Below are 18,223 nucleotides of genomic sequence, written 5' to 3'. Positions count from 1 at the left end.
CTCGAACAGGACCGGCTGATCTACCAGGCCCGGCTCCAGGCCCGTTTCGGCCGGAACTGGCGCCGCAAGGCCCCCGTCGAGTCGCTGATGCCGCTACGGCTGGCGAAGTTCGGCGTCCCGCTGGCCGACACCGGCCCGGCCGGACTGGCCGCAGCAGGCATCGAACCGGTCCTGCTACCCCTGGCCCCGGTCCCGGCCGCCGTCGAGACGGCCCACCCCCACGCCGAGCTGATGGGCGAGCATCAGCGTGCTCTGGAAGCCAGCGCGACGGGGGCAGCTACGGCAGGTCATGAGGAGCCGGCGTCCTCGCCTGAGCCCGAGGGTGCCGAGTCCTTCGTGCTGGACGAACCGGTTCTGCCTGACGTCGACTACTACGAGGCCGTCCAGGGGTTCATCTCTCAGTACGGCGAGCTGCCGAACGCCCGCCAGTTCGGACTCTTCCTTGCCCAGTACGGCGTCGTCGATCCCGTGTCCGGCAGCGTTCTCACGGAGGGACAGCTCCGGCCGATCCTGCAGGACTTCAAGATGCAGGCTCCGCAGTCGCCCGTGTCTGCAGACGATCAGGAGAGACCGGCCGATGATGTCGCGGTGCCGGCATCGGGCGTGGTTGAGGGAGCGGATGACCGGGGCGCATGGACTGACGCAACGGCGGACAGTCGCTCCTTTGCCGGGACCGACATGACTGATCCGGCTGTTGCCTCGCAGCCGTATGCGGCCGAACCGGTCCTGGTCCCGACTGCCTTGGTGGAAGGCGGCCGTACGGCCGGTGGGGGAGTGCCGCAGCAGTCTTCCCGGGAAAGCCGGACGGCGAGTGCGGCTGGAGAGGACGCGACCGTCTGGGAGGCCACGGTCTCTGACACCGGGGAGGCCACTGCGCGCCTGCCCGAGCAGCAGAGCCAGGAGCCTGATCTGGACCCGGTGCAGCAGCAGATTGTGACGGTCGCGGGGTGGCTTGCCGAGGCCGAGGAAGCCGGCCAGAAGCTCTCCGGAGCGGAGGTCGCCCGACGTCTGGAGCTGTCTCCGAAGACCGGTCAGCGGCGGGTCAACGCAGCGGTCGAGTACCTCACGGAGCAGCGGCGGCAGCAGGGCCGCGCGCATCTTCGCTCGGTCAGCCGCTGACCGAGCCGCCCTGACGAGTGGCCGATGACCGATCCCGGTCATCGGCCACAGTCATGTCCGGGCCCTGTCGCGTGACCGATTCCGGGGGAGTGACCGGTGACCGATGGCCGGTGACCGATGGCCGGTGACCGATGGCGCCGTGACCGATTCCGGTGCTCGTGACCGATGACCGATGCGGCCCGGATCGGTCATCGGTCATGACCAGCAGAGTGGTCATCGGTCACCTCGCCGGTGTGACCGACGGACGTCTCCGGGCGGGCCTTGCTCCGCCTCTCGGGGCAGGGCTTGCCCACTGCCATTGGGGGTTGCCCGGGGTTGCATGGACCGGTCACCGAGGCTTGCCCACCCCCCTTAGGAGGCTTGCCCAATCGGTCACCGGAGGCTTGCCCGCCACATGGGCAAGCCTCCCATCTGCTGTTTCGGGGAGTTGGGCAAGCCGTTGGGCAAGCCGGTCTGAGGAGAGTTCACGGCACGACATCCGAAAGGAGAAGTGCCGTGCCGAACCTGTCGCCGACCGCCCACACCGCCAGCGGGATCTTTGAGCGCCTGGATGTGGAGTGGGAAGTCCTGTGTGCGGACACCTCCGTCCAGGCCGCCGTGACCGATTGGCTGGTGGCCGATCGCCTGGCCGATGACGTCGCCGCCGTGACCGATTCCTGGGTGCGCGGTCTTGGACCCGCCCAGCTGCTCGCCGCCCTTCAGCCGCCCAACGGGGCTCTGACCGATGCCCTGACCGATGCCGTGCTCCGCGCCCTGCTGCGCCGCGCGGCCGGCCGTGACCGATCGGCCACGCTCGCCGCCCGCATCATCGTCCAGGCGATGATCCCGGCCGCGGTCCGCATGACCCGTGGCCAGGTCCGCCCCTTCGGTGGCCGCACCTTCGACGACATCGGTCACATGACCATCGCTGCTCTCTACGTCGTCGCCCGCTCCGGTCGCATCCACACCCGGCCCGGCCGGCCCGCCGCCAACCTCGCTCTGGACACGCTGCGTCACGTCTGCCGGGAGCTCACCGCCGACCGCGAAGAGCACGCCGAAGACCTGGCCTCCGCACAGGACCTGGCCGACAGCACACCCGGGCCGGCCGAACTGGCCGAAGCCCAGAGCGTCAGCGCGGCCGCGGCGGCCGCCGGCCTTCAGCCCACCGGTGCCGTCAGCGAAGGGGAAGCCGGCCGCGCTCGCCTGGAGCTGCTCGAGCTGGTCCTGGACGCGATGGGCAGCGGAACCCTCTCGCCGGCCGACGCCCGCGCCATCGCCTGGCACTACACCACCGACCCGCTCACCGACACCGTCGCCGCCACCCGCACCGGCACGACCGCCACCGCGTGGCAGCGCCGCCGCTCCCGCGCCGTGGCCCGCCTGTCGGCCTCGCTCCAGCTGAGGCCTGCGGCATGACACCGACTAGTCCTCCGTCCACCGTCGGCCCGAACCCAGAGAGGGACATCCGTATGCCCCAGACCGCCAAGGCGCCCCTGGATGCAGACGAAGAGCGCGTCACACGCGCCCAGCGTCTGCTCATCCAGCTCGGCGCTGCGCTCGTCTCGCGCCCCTTCGATACCCACACCCACGACCAGCTGCGCGCCTTCCTCGCCAAGGACGCCGATGGCGTCCTCGCCTCTCTGGCGACGCTGCAGCAGCGACCGGAGACCGAGCTACGCCGGCGGATCGATGAGTTGGCCGGCCACACCCTGCAGCCCTTCGGAGACTCGGTATGAAGTCCGCCTGGAACCGTCGCCCGGCCAAGAACGCGGCTGTACCGGAGGCCGAACCGCAGGACTGGGACATCGACGAGGGGCCGCAGGATGTGGCCGGCTGGTCGACCGGTGCCCAGGCAAACACCGCCGCCGCCATTCGCTGGACGGCTTGGGGTCTGCTCGTCCTCGGCCCGCTGCTCGGCGCGTTCGCGTATCTGTCGGCACCAGCACAGGCCGGGCCGGCACAGAGGAAGCCGGCGCCCACTGCTCCGGCTGCGACTGGAGCTCAGGGCGCGGCCGGCTTCGCCCAGCTCTTTGTCGCCGCTTTCATCTCGGCGGGGGAGGGCGACCAGGGCGAGCTCGCCGCCTACTACCCGGACGCCACGAGCCTGCGTCTGGAGGGGCCTTCGGATCGGCGGCGTGGCGAGCAGCTCACCGTCGTGCGGCTGCGGCAGACCGACGAGGGCATCTGGTCCGTGACGGTGGCCGCCCGCATCACCGACACGAAACCGGCGGCGAAGCCGGCCGACTCACACCAGGCTGACGACAAGGACGAAGCCAAGGCCGCGGCCGCCCAGGCGGTGCGGTACTTCCAGGTCCCGGTCGCCACTGCGACCACGGCCGGCGGGGCGAGCGGCTACACGGCGCTGGCGATGCCCGCCGAGGTTGCCGCCCCTGAGCGGATCGAGGCTCCCGGGCTCGTCTACGGGCCAATGCGGCCGGCGCTGCCGGCGGATCCGCGTACCCAGGCCGTCACCGAATTCCTGACCGCCTACCTGACCGGCGCTGGCGAACTCGACCGCTACCTCGCACCGGGAACGAACCTGGCTCCCGTTGCTCCCGCGCCGTACACGGGCATCGCGGTCGACACCCTCGCGATCGAGGGCGAGAAGGGCACCGAGCCGGTGACCACCGTGCCTGACGACGGCACCACGCTGCGGCTGCTGGTCGCGCTGCGCGCTACGGGTCACGACGAGGTCCGCGTCCCGCTCACCTACGCGCTGACCCTCAAGGCGCGGGCCGGCCGCTGGGAGATCGCCAGCCTCGACGGCGCCCCCTCACCTGCCGCTGCTCCTAACGCCGGCACGGCTCCCTCGACGGCGTCCAGCACTGCTCCGACCCCCGCCTCCACCTCCTGAAGGAGAAGACGCCATGCATGACATCACGCTCGCCGCGGGCTGGATCCAGACCGGTACCGGCCTCGGCAACGACATCAAGGCCCTCATTTTCAACGTCGCCATCCCGGTGCTGTGCGGGGCCTTCGTGGTCATCGTCGGCTGGAAGACGAAGGCGCCCGGCCCGACCATCATGGCCGTGATCTTCGCGGCCATCGTCTGGGGCGGCGCCGCGAACATGGACACCCTCAAGGACAAGACCACCGAGGACATCACCCAGTACGACGGCGGCGGTCGGCAGCTCACCGGGCCTGGTGACCAGTGACCACCCATCTTGTCGACGCGTCCGAGACCAGCGACGAACTGATCGGCCGCTGCTACACCAAGGCCCGTCGTGCCCCGTTGGTTCACGGTGTCATCCGCGACGTCAACGGCGGCCGGGGGATCCGGCTGCCGGGCGGCCCGTACACGCTCACTCAGCTCGCGGCGATCGTCGGCACGTTCGTTGCGCTGATCCTGACCCGTGCGGTCTGGGGCGGGCACGGGCTGATGGACGTGGTGGTGCTGCTCGGGCTGCCGTTCGCGGCCGCTTTCCTCCTGCGGCATCTGCACATCGACGGCCGCAACCCTCTCGCCGCCATGGTCAGTGTCGCCTCGATGGTGACCGGGCCTCGGTGGGGGCGGCTGCATGGCCGGCCTTTCCGCCCGGCCCGCCCGGTGGGCGGAGACACGCTCATCACCGTGGCCGCCGACGGCCCTGCGGCCGGCACTGTCCCCGCAGCGGCCCGGCCGGCCCCCGCCGTCACCCACCACCCTGCTCGGCCGGCCCCGGCGCCGGCCACACCCGCCCCCGATGCGACTGCCGGCCCCCCTGTGGCGTCCGGTGTGCAGGCCCTGCTCGCCCGCCGCGCCGCATCCGCACGAACAATCCCGGAGGAGTGAGATGCGCCTGCCGATCCGGCACGTTGCCAACAACCTCGTCTTCACCACGCACGGCACCACCTGGGCGATCTGGCGGGTGGCCGCCGCCAACTACTCGCATGCGCCGGCGACCGCGAAGAGGCGCCGACTGAAGTCGCTTGAGTCGCTGTTCAAGTCATTGACGGGCGAGCCGATGCTGATGTCGCTGTGCCCGCAGGTCGACCCGATCGCCGTGGTGCGGGCCATGGTCGCGGACGTCGACCTGAAGAAGTCACCGCGCTACGAACGGCTCGGCCACGCGGTGCTGGACCAGCTCGAGGAGATGGAGCTGACCGGTCGCACCGATTGGCTCGCGATCCCGCTGCCGCCGCTGTCCCGCAAGGACGCCGCTCTGTCTGCCGTCTCCGCGGCGAAGGCCGAAGTCGCGCTGCAGCTCGGCTTGATGCCCGCCCCCATCACGGCCGAGGAGATCGAGCGGCGTACCGGGCAGGCGAACCGGATGCACGCGCAGTGGCCTACCGGGGTCACCATGCGGCCGGCGACTGAGGCCGAGATCCTGTGGATCTACGGGCACAGTGCGCGCCGTGGGCTGGCGGAGCCGTTCCTGCCCGACGGCACCGAGCAGCCCGTACGCGGCCGCGGCCGTACGGTCGCGGCCCTGGGGGAGATGCTGCTCGCCGAGGGCGGCGCCGACTTCAATGACCGCAGGGCTGTACCGGGCAATCCGTTCGAGCGCCGCTATCTGCAGGTCTCCTCCGAGTGGGGCGACTCCTACCAGGCGCTGCTGGCCCTGTCCGAGATGCCGGAGGCCTTCGCGCTGCCCGGGGCGGCGTATCTGCAGCAGCTGGACGATCTGGCCTACCCCGTGGACTGGACCGCCCGGCTGGTCATCACCCCGGGCACCAAGGCGGAGGCAAAGACACGCAAGCGCGCCCGGCACCTGAAGGCGCAGGCCGCGGAGTACCAGGGCGACCCGGCCGGCCCGCCGGCAGCGCTCGCGAAGAACGAGGCGGACAACGACGAGTACCGCGACCGGCTCACCGCCTCGGCCCGCGAGGTCGAGATCCGCGCCATGGTCACCCTTGCGGTCTGGGGTACCACCGCGGACGAAGCCCAGGACAGGGCTGCCGCCCTGGCCAGTGACTTCGGCGCCACCGACTACACGTTCTCCCGCCCAGTGGGGGAGCAGACCAACCTGTGGCACGCAATGCTGCCCGGCTGCCGCACCCCGCGAGTGATGACCGGGTACGCCCAGTACCTCCTCGCCCGGGACTTCGCGATGGCCATGCCCTGGTGCGGCTCCCAGCTCGGCGACGAAAGGGGCGGCCTGTTCGGCCTCCAGCTCGCCTCCGGCGGCGCCCGCCCCGTCATGGTCGACCCGGCCCGCGGACCCCGGGAGAACGCGTCCGCTTCGATGGCGTTCATCGGCGAGCTCGGCGCCGGCAAGTCCGTCGGCCTCAAATCAGCCGTCTACAACGTCCTCGCCCGCGGCCACCAGCCCGGCAAACCGAACAGCCGCGGGCGCGCCGTCATCGTCGACCGCACCAAAGAAGAGGAGTGGGCCCGCTTCGCCTCAGCCTGTCCCGGCACCACACAGGTCATCCGCATCGACCAGAGCGCCGAAGTGTCCCTCGACCCGCTGCGCCTGTACGTGCAGGACAGTCCCAAGGTCGCGGCCCGCTTCTGCGAGTCCTTCCTGACCCTGCTGCTCGGTGTGAAGCCGATGGACCTGGAAGGCGTCGCCCTGTCCGAAGCGGTGCAGGCCGTACTCGAACGGCCCGAGCCCTCCATGCGCGCCCTGATGGACGAGCTCGTACTGCGTGGGGGAGAGGACACCCCTGCCCGGAACCTGGCCCGCAAGCTCAAGGCCGTCGCGCGCAAGGACCTCGCCGCCGTCGTCTTCGACGACACCCTCCCGGTCGTGGACACGGCCCGCGCCGACTCCGTCGTCTTCCTCGTCAACTCCCTGGCCCTGCCCAAGAAGAGCGAGCTCGCCTCCGACCACCGCATCGAACGCCTGGAGTTCGAGAAGGTCCTGGGCCGCTCGCTGATGTACCTGATCGCCGCCGTGGCGCGCGAGACCGTCATGCGGCACAAGGACGAGTTCGGCGTCGCCGTCTTCGACGAGTGCTGGTGGCTCACGAGTTCGGACGAGGGGCTGGAGCTGTTGCTCGAGCTCATGCGCGATGGCCGCAAGCACAACGCCGCCGCCTATGTCGGGTCCCATGACCCGGATGACATCGGGCCGGCCGACAGCGAGAAGGGCGCCATCATCCGGGGCCTGATCCCGCACCGGCTCCTCTTCCGCCAGACGACTCGTACGCTCGCCGAGCGCGGCCTGGAGTTCCTCGGCGTCGATGCCACCGATCCCGAACTGCTGGACCTGGTCACCGCCGGCCTGTCACCGCTGGACCTGCCCGACGAAGAAAAGCTCGCCCGGGCGGGGGAGTGCCTCTACCGGGACCTGGCCGGCCGCATCGGACTGATGAAGGTCCTGATCCCGATGGACCCGGCCGTCATGCGCGTCATCCACACCACGCCCAGCGACTACCGGACCGCAGCATGACCACGATCCAGACCTGGCGACTACGCCTTCGGACGCTTGGGGCCGCGCGGCTGCGCCTGGCGCTGCTGTTCGCCGTACTCGCCGCCACCACTTTCACCCTGCTCACATCGCTGCCCGCCCACGCGGAACCCACCCCCACTCCGTCGCCGAGCGTGCCGGCGGCAGGCGCCCAGCGCACCCCGACGCCCGAAGAGGTCGAGGCGATCGAGGAGGTCATGCGCGAGCAGAACGAGAAGTTCTCCAAGGCGGCACAGGAAGCGATGCTCGACACGGAGAAGGACCGACTGCGCAAACTGCTCCCCGACGAGGGCGGCGTCCTCGGCGTCTTCGACGTCACCGACGCCAACGGCCTGCCGATCAGCGTCTACACCGTCAAGTCCGACACCGGCGGCCTGACGGACTGGGACCTGGGCATCCAGAACCTGCTCACCGAGCTGTGCTTCATGGTCACCAAGTGGCTGATCGCGTTCTGCTGCTGGCTCATCGCCTGGTCCCTGTCCTTCGGCCTGGCCAAGCTGCTGCTCGTCCCGGTGCTGTCGGTCGCCGACTCCCTGCACACCCGCGTCATCCTGGAAATGGGCCTGCCCGCACTGTTCCTGTCGGTGTGCGCAGTCATCTGCGTCGCCCGGATCTTCTTCGGGGACAAGGCCCGGGGCTGGGGCGACGCCGCCCTGTCCCTGCTGCTGGCGGCGCTGACGACCACACTGCTGTCCTCCGCCCCGAACACACTCCTCGGGGAACAGGACGGGGCGATCACGGTGACCCGCGGTCTGGCCCTGGAAGTCGCCGACGTCATCCTGGACGCCAACCCGGCCACCCCGAACGCCAACGACGGCGTCACCACCCCGGCCACCAGCACCACCCTGTCGCGGCCCATGACCAACGCGCTCACAGACGCGTTCATCGTCAAACCCGCGATGCTGCTGCAGTACGGCCGCGTCTTCGAAGGCAAGTGCGCCGCAGAGTACGCAGACACCCGGCTCGCGCAGCTGGCCTTCGACCGGCAAATCCACGCCCAGACCAACAAGCTGAAGAAGCTCACCGGCCTCACCGATTACCTCAGCCCTGTCGGGCTACCTGTCTCCTCCTGGTACGACATGCAGATCGACATGAGCACCCGGTGGGCCGTCGACCACTTCGGCAACCCGCCCATGGAACGCTTCGAAGAACACTGCGTGCCCGGCGACGTCGACGCAGCGAAGAAAGCCAGTCTCGACAAGGTCGGCGGCGGACTCTTCCTCCTCATCGCCGCCCTCATCGTTTCCGTCCTCATCTCCGGCCTCGCCGGCAGCTTCCTGGTCGCCCAGTGCCGCATCGCCTGGGACGCGATCCGCGGCGAGCCCGCCCTCATCGCCGGCACCGTCCCCGGCGCCGGCCGCGCCTTCCTGTGGGACTGGGTTGCTTCCGTGCTCCACTCGCTGGGCCAGATGCTCACATCCGTCATCGCCCTGGCCGTGTTCATCCTCATCCTCCAGGCCGTCCTCGACCCCGTACAAGCAGACTGGGGCAGAGAACTGACCGTGCACTTCTTGGTCGTTGACGTCGTGTGCATCGGCGCGGTCAAGAAGCGCAAGCAGTTGGCTGCCCGCACTAAGCAGACCGCCGAGAACTTCCGCACCAAGATGTCCACCGCCCGGATCGGTGGCACTCACGGCTCCGTCTTCAGCGGTCCCGCCACCTCGGCCGTTCCCAAGAACCGCCACATCGTCATGAAGACCACCCGCGGCCTGGTCCGCGGCGCACTGGCCGGCGTCTCCCTCGCCCACGGCAACCCGCTCGCTGCCATCGCCTACTCCATGCCCCGGACCGTCGGCGCCACCGCCCTGGTGACCCGCATGCAAACCGGCCGCTATCGGGGCCGGCCGCACCGGGCCCGCACCGCCGGCCGCCCAACACCGCGTCCCGGCAACCCGCCAGGCACACCCGGTGGGCCGGGCACCCCACCACAGGGACCGCCGCCGAACGGCCCCCAGGGCAGCCCGCCCAGGCCGACACACCCGCCGCGCCCCACCGGCCCCACGCGCCCGGCCGGCTCACCGCGCCGGACAGGTCCTGCTGCCCGCACCCCCCGCCCGCGGACCGCACCCGCAGCGGCCTCGTCGACCACGTCCACGACCGGCGCGCCCACCGCGGACCCGACGAGCCGTCCCCGCCGGCACATCCAGGCCCACCGTGCCGTCTCGCGACGCACCCAGCAGGCGGCCACACCACCGAGCCGATCCGTGAGCGGCCCGGGCGGATTCGATGCCTGGCTCGCCGACCGGGAGGAGCGGGAACTCGCGCGTCGGCGCAGGCCTCCGCAAGGATCGTCGTGACGCAGAAGAACAAGAAGTGGCTGGGCGGCTGCGCAAGCCTGATCGTGCTGGCGATCGTCCTGATGGCGGCGATCGCCGCGCACGTCGCCGGCATCGGGCAGAGCGAAGCCGAAGCCGCTACCGCACAGGCCCAGTGCGCCGCCAACGGGACCGGCGGCATGGACGTCGACACAGCGCAGGTCGCCCAGCAGGTCAAAGCGGTGCTCGCAGGCAGCAGCAGCGACGTCACAGTCGCCGGCCTGGCCTCGCCCAAGGAACAGATCCCCAACGCCAAAGCCATCGTGGCGACCGGCGCGCAGATGAGGATCCCGGCACGCGGCCAGGTCATCGCGCTCGCCACGGCCCTGCAGGAGTCGGGTCTGCGCAACCTCGACCACGGCGACCACGACAGCGTCGGCCTGTTCCAGCAGCGCCCCTCCCAGGGCTGGGGCACCCGCACACAAATCCTCGACCCGGTGTACGCGGCCACGAAGTTCTACAAGGCACTGAAGTCCCTCAAGGACTGGCAGAGCATGCCGGTCACCGTCGCCGCCCAGAAGGTCCAAAAGTCCGGTCTGCCCGACGCCTATGCGAAACACGAGGCGCTCGCCACCGCCCTGCAGCAGGCCATCGCACCGACGCTCGGCACAGCGGCAGCCCTCCCCGCCATCACCCCGGCGGTGGCCGGCTTCGGCGCCGACTGCGTCACCCAGACCGGCACCGACTACGGCGACATCCCCGCGGGCACACTGCCCGAGGGATACCAAATCCCCATCACCGCCCCCATCCAGGCACGCAACGCGATCCGTTGGGCCCTCGGCCAGCTCGGGACCCCCTACCAATGGGGCGGCACCTGCACCAACCCCCACGGCAACAACGCCCGCGACCGCTGCGACTGCTCATCCCTGATGCAACGCGCCTATGGAGTGGCCGGCATCGAAATCACCCGCACCACCTACACCCAGATCCATGACGGGCGGGCGGTGTCGGCCAAGGCGCTCCAGCCCGGCGACCTGGTCTTCACCAACGGGACCGCGTCCCGGCCCGAACACGTCGCCATGTTCATCGGCGACGGATTGGTCGTGCACGCACCCCGACCAGGCCGGGTCGTAGAAGTCGCCGAGCTCGCAACTCACGGAACGATCTTGGTGGCCCGTCACATCGCGCCCTAGCTGAATTGCCCTGTGCGGTTGGGGACACGGCTGACTGGTGGTTGGCCTTTGAGCGCGGTGTGCCCGCGGTGGTGACGATAACCATGGTGCTGGTGGCGTTCACGGCCCCGGCCCGGGCGGTGAGGGATTCGCCACGCTCCCAGCCCACCGCTGCCGTCTGTTCCGTTCCTACTGAGCACAGCCCCGACGATGCGGCGCTGGGCCGCGTGCTCCTCGTACCGGTCGGTCGTGTACGCGGCCAAGACCTGCCGCCAGATCCCGCTCACCGCTCGCGCCAAGCGCGCGAAGCGGGGATAGCGGCTACGTCTTCGTCCTGCGGAGGTTCGTCCGTCTCCTCATCGCGCCGGTACACACCGAACAGGCCAGGTAGGCCGGGCGCGGAGCCGAGAACCGCACAGCCCTTCAGCCGGTGCACAGGGTGGTAGATCACGCCTTGCGCCGGCCCTATGCCGGCACTTCGGCGTGCAGGATGTTCGCGAACTTTTCCAGGCCGACGGACTTGGATGCCTTCACCAGGACGACGTCGCCGCTCTTGAGTAGGCGGTTCAGGAGCGGCAGCAGCACGTCCGGGTCGTCAGCCGATTCGATCCGCAGAGGCGAGGACGGGCGCGCGGCTTCGGCGAGCGCGGTCATCTCGTCTGTGGTGCCCACAGTGACCAGGACATCGATACCCAGGTCACCAACGAGCCGGCCGACCGCCGCGTGGGCCGCCTTGGCGGTCTCGCCGAGTTCCTTCATCTCGCCCAGGACTGCGACCGTCCGTCGGTCCCCGGCAACGGCGGTGAGGGTTTCGAGCCCGGCGCGCATGGACTCGGAGTTGGCGTTGAACGCGTCGTTGATGATCGTCACGCCGTCCCCGCGTTCCAGGACCTGGAGCCGCCCGGCCGACACCGGTTCGGCGGCGGACAGTGCTTCGGCGATCTTGTCGGTGTCCATGCCCAGGGCGTGGACGGCTGCGGCGACCGCGAGCGCATTGTGGACCTGGTGGGTGCCCAGCAGGCGCAACTGGACGGGAGCCTGCCCGCCCGGGGTGTGCAGGACGAACGACGCGCGGCCCACGCTCACCTCGATGCCGGTGGCACGGATGTCGGCGCTCTTGCCAGTTCCGTACGTCACGACCGTTGCCGTCGTCCGGGTGGCCATCGCGGCCACGAGTTCGTCGTCGGCGTTGAGGACCGCGACCCCGCCCTCGGCCGCCGGCGGAAGTGATTCGACGAGTTCGCCCTTGGCCCTCGCGATCGCCTCCCGGCCGCCGAACTCGCCGACGTGGGCCGAGCCGACGTTGAGGACGACGCCGATCTGCGGCGGGGTCAGTGATGCCAGGTAGGCGATGTCGCCCTGGTGGCGGGCGCCCATCTCCAGAACCAGGTAGCGGGTGGACTCCGCGGCACGCAGCACGGTCAGCGGCAGGCCGATCTCGGTGTTGAACGAGCCCGGGGTGGCGACGGTCTCCCCGTGGTGGGCGAGGACCTGTGCGAGGAGGTCCTTGGTGCTGGTCTTCCCGGCCGAGCCGGTCAGCGCGATGATCTGCGCGCCGGTGCGGGTCAGGACGTGCTGCGCGAGGCGGCCGAGGGCCGCGGTGACGTCGGGTACGACGACGGCGGGCACGCCGACCGGGCGGGTGGCCAGTACACAGGAGGCGCCGGTGGCCACCGCCTGGTCGACGAAGTCGTGGCCGTCCACGCGGGCGCCTGCCACCGCGACGAACATGCCGCCGGGTCCGACCTCCCGAGAGTCGCTGGCGCTGCGGCCGATGACCCGCAGCTTGGGATCGGGAGCGTCGTGGAGGGTGCCGCCGGTGGCGTCGGCGATCTCGGCGAGCGTCAGCGTGATCACTGGGCGGTCCTTTTGGCGGTGAGCGGGGCGAACGTGATGGCACGTCCGGTGTAGGAGGCGTCAAGGCGGCTGAGCGGCACCCGGTCGTGACTCTGTCCCCAGGAGGAGGGGTCGCGGATGACGATGTCCGGGTCCGTGCCGTCGGTGTAGCCGCGGGCGATGACGAGGTGACCGCCCTTGCGGCCGTCGTCGGGAAACTGCTCGGTGATCGAGACGATCAGCGGAGCATCGGCAAGCCGGACGGTCAGGTCCCCGGTCGCGAGGGGTTCCGCGCGGGCAGGAATCCCGAAACCGGTGGCCAGCTCGGCGATGCCGGCGTGGAGCCAGCCCCGATCGGTGAGGGCTTCGTGCTTGACGCCGAGCTTCAGCAGCTCGGTGACCGATGGCGCTTCCTGGCCGTAGGCGAGCAGGATCATCCGTAGCGCTGCCATGCCGCACGCCCGGTTGGACCACTCCATCCGGTCCCCCAGTGCCCACCCTCCGTGGAGATCCCATTCGGCGGGATCGACGAGCTGGCGGACCATGGGCACATCGTGGGCGTGGGGCACAGCAGCTAACTCCTGATGCCACGTCAGGCAGCGGTCTCCCGCACGCTCGTTGACGCGTTCAGTACGGGAATGGGCAGGGGTACATCGTATGCGGGGCGGGTCAGCGCTTCGTGGAGAAAGGCCCGCACGACATCGGTGTGGCTCAGTCCGCACAGGGCCGCGCCGGTGACGAAGTTCGACTCCCGCGACATGCCCGGCGTCGTGTTCACTTCCAACGCGTACACCGCCCGGTCGTCGGTGACCATGAAGTCGATCCGGGCCGCGCTGCGGCATCCCAGCCCGCCCCACAGCGTCCGCGCGTGCCGGGTCAGGGCCTCGAGCACGTTGGCGGGCAGGTCGGCCAGGGCGACGGACACGGTGCCTGTGGCGTCGGCGTCGAGCTTGGATGCGGCGTCGTAGAACTCGCCCTCATGGACTTCGGTGGCCAGCGGCGGGAACGCGAGGACCCCGCCGGGCAACTGAAGCAGGCCGACCGTGACGGGCAGGCCGGTGACGTACTGCTCGACCAGGACCGGGGAGGGGTCCGTTTCCCAGGCGTGTTCGAGCGCCGGTGTGAGCGCCGCTTCGTCACGGACCAGGCTCATCCCGACGCTGGAGCCGCCGAGCGCCGGTTTGACCATCACCGGCCGGCCCTGCCACCGGGCAGCCGCACCCGGCCTCCACGTCTGCCAGGCGGTGGTGGGCACGCCGAGGCCTTCCATGGCCTGCTTGCAAAGGATCTTGTCGGCGGCGATAGCGGACGCGGCGACCCCGCTGCCGCAGAACGGCTTACGCAGGTAGTCCAGCAGGCCCTGGAGCCTGCCGTCCTCCCCGTAGGGGCCGTGCAGGTTCGACAGCGCCACGTCGAAGGTGAGGAGGTCGCGGATGAAGCCGGGGTCGCACGGGTCGAGGATCTTGAACGTCGCGCCGATCTCGATGAGGGACTCCGACAGGGCGGTGACCGACATCTGCTCGGTGGGGCTCTCGGCGATGTAGAGCCGGTCCTCGGCGGACAGACCGCCGTAGACCAGCGCCACATTCAGGGGCTCCTCCTGCTGCCAGGTCCGTAACACCTGAGCCTCCCGGTGGATGGCCGCGGCGTCGAGGGGGCCGATGAGCGTGGTCATACGAGTTCTCCTTGGAAGGTCTGGGTGACCGGGCCGCCGATCCAGAAGGCCTTGCCTCGGCGCTGGGAGTACGGGCGCACCATCAGCGGTGTTCCGGAACGGTTGTGGACGGTGACCTGCTTGTCCGCGACGAGCCCACGCATCGTTGCGATCACGACGGCGGCGACGGCTCCACTGCCGCACGAGAGGGTCTCGGCCTCCACACCCCGCTCGTAGGTGCGGATCTTCAGCTCCTGGACACCGGGCCTGGACGAAGTTGACGTTCGTTCCCAGCGGTGCGAGGTCGGGGTGGTTACGGACCAGACGGCCGCACACCACGGCATCCACGTCGTCCACATCCGCGACGACCGCCACCACGTGCTCGGTGCCGGTGTGCGCGGAGTCGAACCAGATGGGGCGCCCGTTCAGCACGGCCTGCACGCGCCGGGGCTCGACGGCGCCGACTTCGGCCGTCACCCACACGCCGTCATCACCCACCAGCGCCTGATGCTCCACGTCGGCCATGACCAGACGCATCTCCTTCAAGGAGGCACCGGAGTCTTTGGCGTCCTCGGCCGCACACCAGGCGGCGCATCGCAGGGCGTTGCCGCACATCGTGGCGATCGAGCCGTCGGCGTTGAAACAGGCGATGCCACGCAGGCCCGGGTCGGCGGCGAGCGGGGCGCTGATGACCAGCCCGTCCGCACCAATGCCGGTACGCCGGGCACACAGGTCTCTGGCCGTGTCCGACCAGTCCTTTTCCAGGTCCGCAGGGGTGCCGGTGAGAAGAACGAAATCGTTCCCGGCTCCGTGGACCTTTCGGAAGTTCAGCACGGATCACTGCTCCTTCAATGAGGCCGGCAGAGGTGGAGGCGACCCCGAGCCCTGGGCCGCCTCTGGCTTGAGAATCCGCCCGCCGCACTCGGCCTGACGAGTACCGTGGATGTAGCGAACCGTGGCGGAAATGCCACGCTACGTAATGGAGTTCGGGGAGGGTGAGGCCACGGTGGGAGCCACGAGCATCAACCGGCATCTGGCGCTGTGGATCGCCGCGACGGGCCTCTCGCACGGCGAGATCGCCCGCCGGGTCGCCACCGAGGCGATCCGTCGAGGTCACAGGCAGATCGCCCCGGACGCCACCCGCGTCCGGCGCTGGATCGGCGGCGAGCGGCCCCGCCCGCCGGTCCCCGAACTGCTCGCGGCCGTCCTGTCCGAAGCGGTCGGCCAGACACTCACACCCGGTGACCTCGGGTTGACGGCCGCCGGGACGGTCCTCGATACGATCCAGCTACCGCTGCTGACCGAGGCAGCCGCCCAGACCGTGGCCGGATGGACACAGATGGACCTCTTCCTGGACCGCCGCGAAAGCCTCAAGCTCGCCATCGGCGCTCCACTGGTCCTTGCCGCCGAACGGATGCTCGGCGGCGGCGCCCGCCGGCTCAACCCCGGACATCAGGGCTTCGATACCGACACCGTCACCGCCCTGGAAGAAGTCACGACGTTCTTCTCCCGCGCGGACGCCTCCAAGGGCGGGGGCCTGTACCGCTCCGCGATCGTCGCCCAGCTCGCCGAAGTCGCCCGCCGCATCCAGGACGGTGTCCCCGCCTCCCTGCGCGCCCGGGTCTTCGCCACGACCGCCGACCTGGCGGCACTGGCCGGATGGGTCAGCCACGACTCCGGTAGGTACGCCACCGCTCAGCGGTACTGGTCGTACGGCATCTACGCGGCCAGCGAGGCTGGGCAACGGGATCGCGGGGTCGAGATCGTCACCCGCATGTCCCACCAGATGATCTACCTCGGGCGTCCCGACGACGCCCTCGGGCTACTCGAAGTGGCCGCCGCTAAAGCGGAGAGACCCGTGCTAGAGGCGCTGGTGGCCTCACAGACCGGCCGGGTGCATGCCGCCCTCGGACAGGGACAGCAGGCCGATGCCCATCTCGGCCGCGCCGACGCCCTGGTGGCCGACGGGCTCGGTGATGACGTGCCCGAGTGGGTGGCGTACTTCGACGCCGCCGAACACGCTGGTGCCCGCGCCGTCTCCGCCCGCGACCTCGCAGGCTTCCACCTGGCAAGCAACAGGCGGGCCAGCACCCACTTCCGTGACGCCCTGCGGGTACGGGCGCCCGGCTTCGACCGCGTCCGGATCATGCACCGGATCGGGCTCGCCGCCGCCCTCTTCGACGAAGCCGAAGTCGAGCAGGCCACCGACGTCGCCCAGCAGGCCTTGACCGAAGCAACCAGGGTGGATTCCACACTCGTCGCCTCCCGCCTCAACACCCTGCTCGGCGCCGCCCGCCCCTACAAGACAGCGGCCGTCGACGAACTGCGCACCCGCGCCCGGCATCTCGCCACCGCGCAGCCCACCACGATCGCGGCCTGAGAGTGCGGCCGCCCGGCACGCGCCGTGCCGGACTCACTCATCTCGCCGATCTCGCGACTCACGAAACGATCCTCGTGGCCCGTCGCATCGCACCCTGAACTGCAAGCGGTCACGGTCTGCGGACGGTGGGATCACACCGTGTATCGCGCTAGTCAGGCCGCCGGGCAGGCGGGCCGTCTGCTTGATGCGCCCCAGAACCACGCGAAAGGGCCCCGCGGAACGTGCGAATGACCCGCGGGGCCCACGAGTACCGTCCTGTCAGGGCACCCATACCGACCGTACGGGCAACCAGCACTGACTGCCCGTCGACATTACCCCTGCCATCGTCGTCGGCCGCCCGGAGCGCCGTGTCCGGCTGCTCTCGGGGGGCGGCAGTGGCCGTGGCGTTTCGTGGTCAGTAGACCCGCGGTCCGGCGTCGGTGACGCGCACCGGTTCGGCCAGGCCGCCCGGGGTCCTGCCCTTGAAGACGACCTCGCAGGAGTACTTGGTCTTCACGTTTAGAGGTACCAGTACGGCCTTGGGGATGTCATTGCAGCGCGCGTGGTCGATGCTGTCGCGGTAGTTGCCGTACAGCAGGCGTGCGACGCCGTCGCTGGTGAGGATGCCCTTGTCCGGGACCGCGTTGAATTCCACAACGTTGTCCGACCAGCCGGTCTTCTTGCCGACGGTCACATTCCACACAACCTTCAGACCGTCGTAGGTGGTTGTGCAGGTCGCCCGCGTACCACTCTTCGATTCCAGGCCCTTGGGGCACTCGGCGGTGGTCTTGCCTGTGGCCTGGGCCATTTTGAGGGTTTTGAGACGTAGCTCGTACGCCAGATGCTCATCGAACGCGGCGTCGTCGGCCGGGGAGGGCTGCGGATCCGTCTCCGGCTCCGTGTTCGGCTTGGTCAGCTTCTGCGGCAGCACCGTAGGGGCTGGTGCCGGCTTTGCGTCTTTGTCCGAGCCGGAACTTCCCTCCGCGCATCCCGTGACCAGCAGACCCACCGCGCTGACAGCTATAACGATCTTCATCCGCATGGCCGCCACCCTATCGATCACACAGCGACCGCCTTGACCAGCAGCAGAGAACGGCAGACCCGTACCCCGTCTCCAACAGCGCCCACCTGCAATGTCAGATGCCGCGCCGCGCGGGCCCCCACGGTGCGGGCGGCGACGTGGTCGAGGAGCTCATCGCGTAGAGCGAGCGTCCGTGTCGATTGCGCCGTTGACTTGGGCGATGCGCTGGACAAGCGACGACTCCGACAGGCTCTGTCACTGCCGGTGGCTAAGCTGTACTGCTCGACGTGCTCAGCGAAGGGACTCACGGGATGACAGACCACAGCAGCAGCGCATCACCCTCCGAAGTGACGGTCTCGGGCATCGATGGGGCCCTACTGGAGAAAGCCCGGTGGGCTCTAGGACGTGTTTGAGATGTGGTCACAGCGCCTGCCGTATGAGGGTGAGTTGGACGGTCGACTCGTAGCGGACGGCGAGCTTGTCGTACCTGGTC

General features: G+C 69.9%; 15 protein-coding genes and 1 pseudogene. 10 read left to right on the top strand and 6 right to left on the bottom strand.

The window, feature by feature from the left end; genetic code table 11:
- The 9 genes from ACIA8E_RS40460 to ACIA8E_RS40420 form a co-directional block, all read left to right on the top strand.
- Positions 1-1,119, top strand: a 1,119-nt coding sequence (locus ACIA8E_RS40460; protein WP_399306838.1) for a hypothetical protein, incomplete at its 5' end; no start/stop codon positions are given.
- Between the two features lie 495 nt (positions 1,120-1,614).
- Positions 1,615-2,514, top strand: coding sequence for a hypothetical protein (locus ACIA8E_RS40455; RefSeq protein ID WP_399306835.1), 900 nt, complete (start codon positions 1,615-1,617; stop codon positions 2,512-2,514).
- Positions 2,515-2,567: 53 nt separating this feature from the next.
- Positions 2,568-2,834, top strand: a complete 267-nt coding sequence (locus tag ACIA8E_RS40450) for a hypothetical protein (protein ID WP_399306832.1) — start codon at positions 2,568-2,570, stop codon at positions 2,832-2,834.
- Positions 2,831-3,952 (top strand): conjugal transfer protein, encoded by a 1,122-nt coding sequence (locus ACIA8E_RS40445; protein ID WP_399306829.1) that lies wholly within the window; start codon positions 2,831-2,833, stop codon positions 3,950-3,952. The genes ACIA8E_RS40450 and ACIA8E_RS40445 overlap by 4 nt, the downstream gene beginning before the upstream one ends.
- Positions 3,953-3,965: 13 nt before the next feature.
- Positions 3,966-4,253 (top strand): hypothetical protein, encoded by a 288-nt coding sequence (locus tag ACIA8E_RS40440; protein ID WP_267009975.1) that lies wholly within the window; start codon positions 3,966-3,968, stop codon positions 4,251-4,253.
- Positions 4,250-4,870 carry a hypothetical protein gene (locus tag ACIA8E_RS40435; RefSeq protein WP_399306826.1) on the top strand — a complete coding sequence of 207 codons (621 nt, stop codon included), beginning with the start codon at positions 4,250-4,252 and terminating at the stop codon, positions 4,868-4,870. The genes ACIA8E_RS40440 and ACIA8E_RS40435 overlap by 4 nt, the downstream gene beginning before the upstream one ends.
- Position 4,871: 1 nt before the next feature.
- On the top strand, positions 4,872-7,415 hold the full coding sequence (locus ACIA8E_RS40430) for an ATP-binding protein (protein WP_399306823.1): 2,544 nt from the start codon (positions 4,872-4,874) through the stop codon (positions 7,413-7,415).
- Entirely contained in the window at positions 7,412-9,730 is a 2,319-nt protein-coding gene (locus ACIA8E_RS40425) for a hypothetical protein (RefSeq protein ID WP_399306820.1), read from the top strand. The genes ACIA8E_RS40430 and ACIA8E_RS40425 overlap by 4 nt, the downstream gene beginning before the upstream one ends.
- A 62-nt stretch (positions 9,731-9,792) precedes the next feature.
- Entirely contained in the window at positions 9,793-10,881 is a 1,089-nt protein-coding gene (locus ACIA8E_RS40420; protein WP_399306844.1) for a C40 family peptidase, read from the top strand.
- A gap of 444 nt (positions 10,882-11,325) precedes the next feature.
- On the opposite strand, the gene murF is transcribed toward ACIA8E_RS40420, so the two are convergent.
- From murF to ACIA8E_RS40395, 5 genes and pseudogenes are all read right to left on the bottom strand, one after another.
- On the bottom strand, positions 11,326-12,717 hold the full coding sequence (gene murF, locus ACIA8E_RS40415) for a UDP-N-acetylmuramoyl-tripeptide--D-alanyl-D-alanine ligase (RefSeq protein WP_399306817.1): 1,392 nt from the start codon (positions 12,715-12,717) through the stop codon (positions 11,326-11,328).
- Complete coding sequence (locus ACIA8E_RS40410; RefSeq protein ID WP_399306814.1) at positions 12,714-13,241, bottom strand: cysteine peptidase family C39 domain-containing protein; 528 nt, start codon at positions 13,239-13,241, stop codon at positions 12,714-12,716. The genes murF and ACIA8E_RS40410 overlap by 4 nt, the downstream gene beginning before the upstream one ends.
- Positions 13,242-13,288: 47 nt before the next feature.
- Positions 13,289-14,371 carry an ATP-grasp domain-containing protein gene (locus tag ACIA8E_RS40405; RefSeq protein ID WP_399306841.1) on the bottom strand — a complete coding sequence of 361 codons (1,083 nt, stop codon included), beginning with the start codon at positions 14,369-14,371 and terminating at the stop codon, positions 13,289-13,291.
- The gene (locus ACIA8E_RS40400) at positions 14,368-14,574 is read right to left on the bottom strand and encodes a hypothetical protein (RefSeq protein ID WP_399306847.1); all 207 of its coding nucleotides are present in this window, start codon (positions 14,572-14,574) and stop codon (positions 14,368-14,370) included. Before ACIA8E_RS40400 ends, ACIA8E_RS40405 begins: the two co-directional genes overlap by 4 nt.
- Positions 14,575-14,974: 400 nt before the next feature.
- Positions 14,975-15,184: pseudogene (locus tag ACIA8E_RS40395) on the bottom strand (diaminopimelate epimerase); the annotation flags it as partial.
- 130 nt (positions 15,185-15,314) lie between these two features.
- On the opposite strand from ACIA8E_RS40395, the gene ACIA8E_RS40390 reads away from it, so the two are divergent.
- Positions 15,315-16,730: a Tat pathway signal protein gene (locus ACIA8E_RS40390; RefSeq protein ID WP_399306812.1), complete on the top strand. Its 1,416-nt coding sequence runs from the start codon at positions 15,315-15,317 to the stop codon at positions 16,728-16,730.
- A 394-nt stretch (positions 16,731-17,124) separates the two neighbouring features.
- Here the strand turns inward: ACIA8E_RS40390 and ACIA8E_RS40385 are convergent, their stop codons facing one another.
- Complete coding sequence (locus ACIA8E_RS40385; RefSeq protein WP_399306809.1) at positions 17,125-17,751, bottom strand: hypothetical protein; 627 nt, start codon at positions 17,749-17,751, stop codon at positions 17,125-17,127.
- Positions 17,752-18,223: the final 472 nt, after the last annotated feature.

The organism is Streptomyces sp. NPDC051664, from assembly GCF_044453545.1.
GTDB lineage: Bacteria > Actinomycetota > Actinomycetes > Streptomycetales > Streptomycetaceae > Streptomyces.
This window is presented reverse-complemented; position numbering and strand designations above follow the sequence as displayed.

What these genes read in the sequence shown, in the direction of transcription:
- ACIA8E_RS40450 (WP_399306832.1), top strand. Translation starts at nt 2,568, where the DNA reads ATGCCCCAGACCGCCAAGGCGCCCCTGGATGCAGACGAAGAGCGCGTC.
- ACIA8E_RS40445 (WP_399306829.1), top strand. Translation starts at nt 2,831, where the DNA reads ATGAAGTCCGCCTGGAACCGTCGCCCGGCCAAGAACGCGGCTGTACCG.
- ACIA8E_RS40440 (WP_267009975.1), top strand. Translation starts at nt 3,966, where the DNA reads ATGCATGACATCACGCTCGCCGCGGGCTGGATCCAGACCGGTACCGGC.
- ACIA8E_RS40430 (WP_399306823.1), top strand. Translation starts at nt 4,872, where the DNA reads ATGCGCCTGCCGATCCGGCACGTTGCCAACAACCTCGTCTTCACCACG.
- ACIA8E_RS40425 (WP_399306820.1), top strand. Translation starts at nt 7,412, where the DNA reads ATGACCACGATCCAGACCTGGCGACTACGCCTTCGGACGCTTGGGGCC.
- ACIA8E_RS40420 (WP_399306844.1), top strand. Translation starts at nt 9,793, where the DNA reads ATGGCGGCGATCGCCGCGCACGTCGCCGGCATCGGGCAGAGCGAAGCC.
- ACIA8E_RS40410 (WP_399306814.1), bottom strand. Translation starts at nt 13,241, where the DNA reads ATGGTCCGCCAGCTCGTCGATCCCGCCGAATGGGATCTCCACGGAGGG.
- ACIA8E_RS40405 (WP_399306841.1), bottom strand. Translation starts at nt 14,371, where the DNA reads ATGACCACGCTCATCGGCCCCCTCGACGCCGCGGCCATCCACCGGGAG.
- ACIA8E_RS40390 (WP_399306812.1), top strand. Translation starts at nt 15,315, where the DNA reads ATGCCACGCTACGTAATGGAGTTCGGGGAGGGTGAGGCCACGGTGGGA.
- ACIA8E_RS40385 (WP_399306809.1), bottom strand. Translation starts at nt 17,751, where the DNA reads ATGCGGATGAAGATCGTTATAGCTGTCAGCGCGGTGGGTCTGCTGGTC.